This window comes from Pseudomonas edaphica, assembly GCF_005863185.1.
Taxonomy (GTDB): Bacteria; Pseudomonadota; Gammaproteobacteria; order Pseudomonadales; family Pseudomonadaceae; genus Aquipseudomonas; species Aquipseudomonas edaphica.
Map to the genome: position 1 here is coordinate 1 of NZ_VBVZ01000496.1, position 4,705 is coordinate 4,705.

At 56.7% G+C, this 4,705-nt stretch carries 5 protein-coding genes and 1 pseudogene; 2 read left to right on the top strand and 4 right to left on the bottom strand.

Annotation, left to right across the window (positions count from 1 at the left end):
- A partial coding sequence (locus tag FEM54_RS25060) for an HAD-IC family P-type ATPase (RefSeq protein ID WP_138453492.1) occupies nucleotides 1-692 on the top strand: 692 nt, incomplete at its 5' end.
- A gap of 154 nt (nucleotides 693-846) precedes the next feature.
- On the top strand, nucleotides 847-1,869 hold the full coding sequence (locus FEM54_RS25065; protein WP_138453493.1) for an AraC family transcriptional regulator: 1,023 nt from the start codon (nucleotides 847-849) through the stop codon (nucleotides 1,867-1,869).
- 158 nt (nucleotides 1,870-2,027) lie between these two features.
- Here FEM54_RS25065 and FEM54_RS25070 read toward each other — a convergent pair whose 3' ends face one another.
- The 4 genes and pseudogenes from FEM54_RS25070 to FEM54_RS25085 all read right to left on the bottom strand — a co-directional run.
- Complete coding sequence (locus FEM54_RS25070) at nucleotides 2,028-2,729, bottom strand: DJ-1/PfpI family protein (protein ID WP_116668754.1); 702 nt, start codon at nucleotides 2,727-2,729, stop codon at nucleotides 2,028-2,030.
- A gap of 92 nt (nucleotides 2,730-2,821) precedes the next feature.
- Complete coding sequence (locus tag FEM54_RS25075) at nucleotides 2,822-3,040, bottom strand: hypothetical protein (RefSeq protein ID WP_116668793.1); 219 nt, start codon at nucleotides 3,038-3,040, stop codon at nucleotides 2,822-2,824.
- A gap of 57 nt (nucleotides 3,041-3,097) precedes the next feature.
- Nucleotides 3,098-3,277 (bottom strand): annotated as a pseudogene (locus tag FEM54_RS35155) (Rieske 2Fe-2S domain-containing protein); the annotation flags it as partial.
- 421 nt (nucleotides 3,278-3,698) lie between these two features.
- A partial coding sequence (locus tag FEM54_RS25085) for an MFS transporter (RefSeq protein WP_138453494.1) occupies nucleotides 3,699-4,705 on the bottom strand: 1,007 nt, incomplete at its 5' end.

Sequence of the window (4,705 nt, forward strand, 5' to 3'; positions counted from 1 at the left end):
AGCAACACCTGCGCATCGGCCAGCCAGCCTTCGTGTGTGACCTGAGCGCCTGTGCAGTTCCGCCGATGCCGGATGAGGCCGGCCAATGGCTGCTGCTGGGCGATAGCCAAGGGCCGCTGGCCTGGTTGGTCCTTGACGACCACCTGCGCAGCCAAGCCCCCGCGCTGCTTGCCGCCTGCAAGGCGCGTGGCTGGACCACACTGCTGCTGTCGGGCGACAGCTCGCCAATGGTTGCCAGCGTCGCCAGCGAACTGGGTATTGACGAGGCACGCGGCGGCCTGAGCCCGAATGACAAGCTGCAAGTGCTGCAACAATTGCATCGCCAAGGCCGCAAAGTGCTGATGCTCGGTGACGGGGTCAACGATGTCCCGGTGCTGGCCGCTGCGGATATCAGCGTGGCCATGGGCTCGGCCACCGACCTGGCCAAGACCAGCGCCGACGCGGTGCTGCTGTCCAACCGCCTGGATGCGTTGGTGCAAGCCTTCAGCCTGGCACGGCGCACACGTCGGATAATCATTGAGAACATGCTGTGGGGGGCGCTGTATAACGGCCTCATGCTGCCGTTCGCCGCCCTGGGGTGGATCACGCCCATTTGGGCCGCAATCGGCATGTCCATCAGTTCGTTGACGGTGGTACTCAACGCCTTGCGCCTGACCCGGATGCCGCGCCAACGCTCCACCTCAAACCCATGAAAAGGGCATGGAGGGAGCCTCCCTGCCCTACAGATAATGTGACCTTGATCTGGCTATATTTTTCATGCGTTGAAACGTCGATAGCGCCAGAATTTTTCGATGTGACATTTATGAGACGACGAACCATCTTCTCTTGCTGCCGTGAGCGTCATTGATGAACAGCTACTTCCAGACACTCGATTTATCCCCCATGTACCGCAACCTAGTCTTTCAGTCGCGCAGTGCGGCGGACTTTCAGGCGTACCTGCGTCAGGCACTCAGCAATCACGTAATGCGCTGGGGGCCTGGTGAAGTGGACTCCGCGCTGTACAGCATCGATACCCGGCACCTGAGGCTGATGATTCTTCGCTATGGGCCGGCCGTTGAGATCCGGCCCGATCCGTGCGATGGTTTCATTCTGGTCCAGGTACCCTTGCGGGGACGCTCGGTCATCAAAAGTGACGGGGCAACCACCTCCATAGGCCCTGGTCAGGTCGCCGTTCTTGCACCGCGACGGGAAATCAGTTTTCGCTGGAGCGAAAACTGCGAGCAACTCATTCTGCGGGTGCCGTCCGCTTTTGCCAGAGATGCTGCCTCGCGGCTTTCTACACCGCTTACGGATCTGAACGAGGGGCAAAATCTGGCGCCCGTGGTACTGCTGGACAGTCACGTGGCTGCGCAATGGTGCAGCCTTGTTCAGTCGCTCGTCGACCAGATAAACCCAGGGCACGGCGACGGTTTCGGCCATTGCCACCCCGCCTGGCTGGAGTATCTGGAGATTGGGTTGGCCCTGCTCCTTTTAACCCATACACACAAACAGCCTGACACGCCGGCGAGCCATGCGTCACAGCCTCCGTCAACGAAGCGCTCGGCACTCGACGCGGCACGCCAGTACAGCCTTGCTCATTTGTGGGCGCCAATCTCACTGCAAGACCTGGCTCGCGCAGCCGGAATCAGTTCACGCACACTGCACACCTTCTGCAAAAAGGAGTTCGGCTTAGGCCCCATGGCCTGGCTACGCAATATCCGCCTGGACGAAGCCCGCCGCAAAATTATCGCCCACTCGCCCAACAGCATTACCGACATTGCGCTGGCGGTTGGTTTCGGGCATCTGGGTCGGTTTTCGGCGTACTACAAGGATAGGTTCGGCGAACTGCCAAGCACCACGTCGGCATTGCACAAGTGTGCAACGCCTTAGCTTCCACACAAACCACGCCGAAACTTATCAGGCAACGACTGCGACGGCCTCGATCTCGAACAACATGCCATCGAGTGCCAGACGCGCCCCCCTCCTCACTATTTATTAATAGGGGATCTGAGCCAAATAAAGCACTTGATGCTGGCTCGCACTCGTATTCAGATGGCGTGGAGCAGTCGCTTGTTTCTACGGCATACTTCATTCGTCGCAGCCGCAATCCCATCCGTGATTGGCGCGAGATGAGGCAGCAGCATGGAGAGTATCTCGTCGTCGGCCTGCTCCGGTGTACCCGATGTAAAAGGTGGGGCTGGATCGTACTCAAGAAACAGCGTCATGCCCTTGGCAACATCTTCGCCAATCAATGTCGCCACGACCTTCAGGCCGAAATCGATACCCGAAGTAATCCCGCCGCCCGTGATCCGATTACCGTCAAAGACGACACGTTCCTTGACCACTATTGCACCCAGCCTGCCAAGCTCATCACGCGCTGACCAATGAGTCGTCGCCTTGACGCCCGTCAGAAGTCCGGCTGCGGCCAGGATCAGTGACCCGGTACACACCGATGTGATGTAGCGGCTGGAGCGGCCTTTTTCCCGGATGAAAGACAGTATCTCGGCGTCCCGCATCATGCGACCGGTACCCGCGCCACCCGGTACAAACACGATATCGAGATCGCTGGGGCAGTCGGCCAGTGTGCAATTGGGGTTGATCGACAGGTTTGTGTCGGTTTGTACGGGCTCTAGTGTCTTCCAGACGAGATAGATGTCGGCAAACTTGCTAAATACCGTTTCCGGTCCCAGCAAGTCCAGCAATGTCATATCTGGATAGCACAGCATTGCGATCTTTAGCTTGGTATTCATGAGCCAGCTTTCCTTTAGGTTGGATGTCTTTCGTCATCGATCCAATAGGTAACATCGCCGGTCCTTTGGCACATGGATGATCTGTAAGGGACTTACTTGGTCGTCGATTTGCTTATTTTACGAAGGAGCATGAACACGCCCATGAAGGCACTGATCAAACCGCTTATAAGTCCGGTAATGGCATGCCCTATCGAGTTCTCCAGGGAAGAGAGAGGCAGCGGTGAATTCTGATTCACCAAAAAAGATATGACGGCCGAAATGATTCCGCCGATCAAACCTGCAATAAGCGATTCTTTCAGAATGACGTTCATGAAGGCGTTCCCTTTTACGATTTTCAAGAAGGTAATCATTCACGGGGGCGAGAGGTTCTAAACGTTCGGAACTACTCCTGGCGTGAACAGGCGAACCGTCGCAAAGGGTGACGATCGAACTCGCCGCGCCTCCCAACCATCACCCTCGGCAACCAGGTTCGCTCCGCGATGCGGGCAGCGGTTATAGAGCCCGCTGATCTTCTGGTCATTGACCCGCACCATGATGACTTTGTGGTAGCCAAGCTGGGTGGCGTGCTAGTCGCCGGCCGTCGGCACCTGGCTTTCACGGCCCACATGGACCCGGGCCTGTCCGTAGGCTCTCTGCATTTCCAGGGACAAGATCTCGGGGTCGGTATAGACACGCTTGTGAACGCCATCTGGACGTACAAGCTGCCTCAATTCATCCGTGCTGATCATGGAGGGAACCTCTTGTGACTGGCTGATCGAAAGACCGCTTGAAGCACATTGCGGGCCACGATTTTGCCGCCTCCCATAACGATCAAATAGCCAGGAATCGCAAAGCACTATCCGTATTTCGCTGCTGAACAGTAAGGGGGCGGCGAACACACCTTCCGAACTCCAGCATTAAGGACTTTTTTGCCAGCAATCTTAAATCTTCAATGCAAGTGATCGGTGTCGTCATTACGTGTGTTCTCACTTAAGGAGCCTTCGCCGTTGACGCTGACAAATCAAGCGTCACATTCGCACCGTCAGAGCGCTCCGAATCTGCCGAGGGCACTGGCGCTGGCAGACGCACCTGAATGACCAACCAGGCGGCAATGACTGCAGGAATCGCGCAGTAGAAGAAAATCTGCGGCACTGGAATATGCATCGCCAACAACATGGCGCCGAACAGCGGACCCAAGATTGAACCAAAGCGACCAATACCCAGCGCCCAGCCTGCTCCGGTGGCACGTACGTGGGACGGATAGAAGTTGTTGGTAAAAGCGTTGAGCGCCAGTTGACCGCCAATGATGAAAAAACCAGCTACGAAAGCCAAGCCCCACAGGTAACGCGGGTTTTCATGGTGCAGGCCGAGCATAATGGTGCATACCGCACCACCGACAAATACGGCCGAGAACAGACGCACCTTGTGTTGCAAGCGGTCGGCGAGCCAAGCCAGACAGACCGCCCCGAAGGTACCGGCGAACAGGAATACCGAAGTCACCAGGTTTGCCTCACTCAACTTCATGCCACTCTCAAGCAACAGTGAAGGTAACCAACTGATCATGAAATACACCAGAATCAGGCTAACGAAAAACGTTGACCAGATCAGCAGAGTCGGACGCGCATAACCATGCCGAAACAACTCGATCACCGTGAGCCTACTGCCTTGTTCTGGCTCATTTTGCGCAACTGATGCGACCGGAGGCTGCCAGTCCGGCACTAAACGCGCAGTGATTTTGCGTAGACGTATATAAGGTGGCTGGTCACGCAACAGACGTGGCAGCGACTCGGGGAGGTATTTGAGCAGAAAAGGTAACAGCAACACAGGCGCTAACGCTCCGGCAATAAACACCGAATGCCAACCAAAGCTGCTAATGAAGCCAGCGGCGACAAAACCACCCGCCGCACCACCAAAGGAGAACCCACAGGCGGCCATCGTCACCATCATGGTACGCAGGCGAGGTGGAGAATACTCAGACATCAACGCCATCGCGCAGG

Coding starts and splice junctions, on each gene's coding strand:
- FEM54_RS25065 (WP_138453493.1), top strand. CDS start 847: ATGAACAGCTACTTCCAGACACTCGATTTATCCCCCATGTACCGCAAC.
- FEM54_RS25070 (WP_116668754.1), bottom strand. CDS start 2,729: ATGAATACCAAGCTAAAGATCGCAATGCTGTGCTATCCAGATATGACA.
- FEM54_RS25075 (WP_116668793.1), bottom strand. CDS start 3,040: ATGAACGTCATTCTGAAAGAATCGCTTATTGCAGGTTTGATCGGCGGA.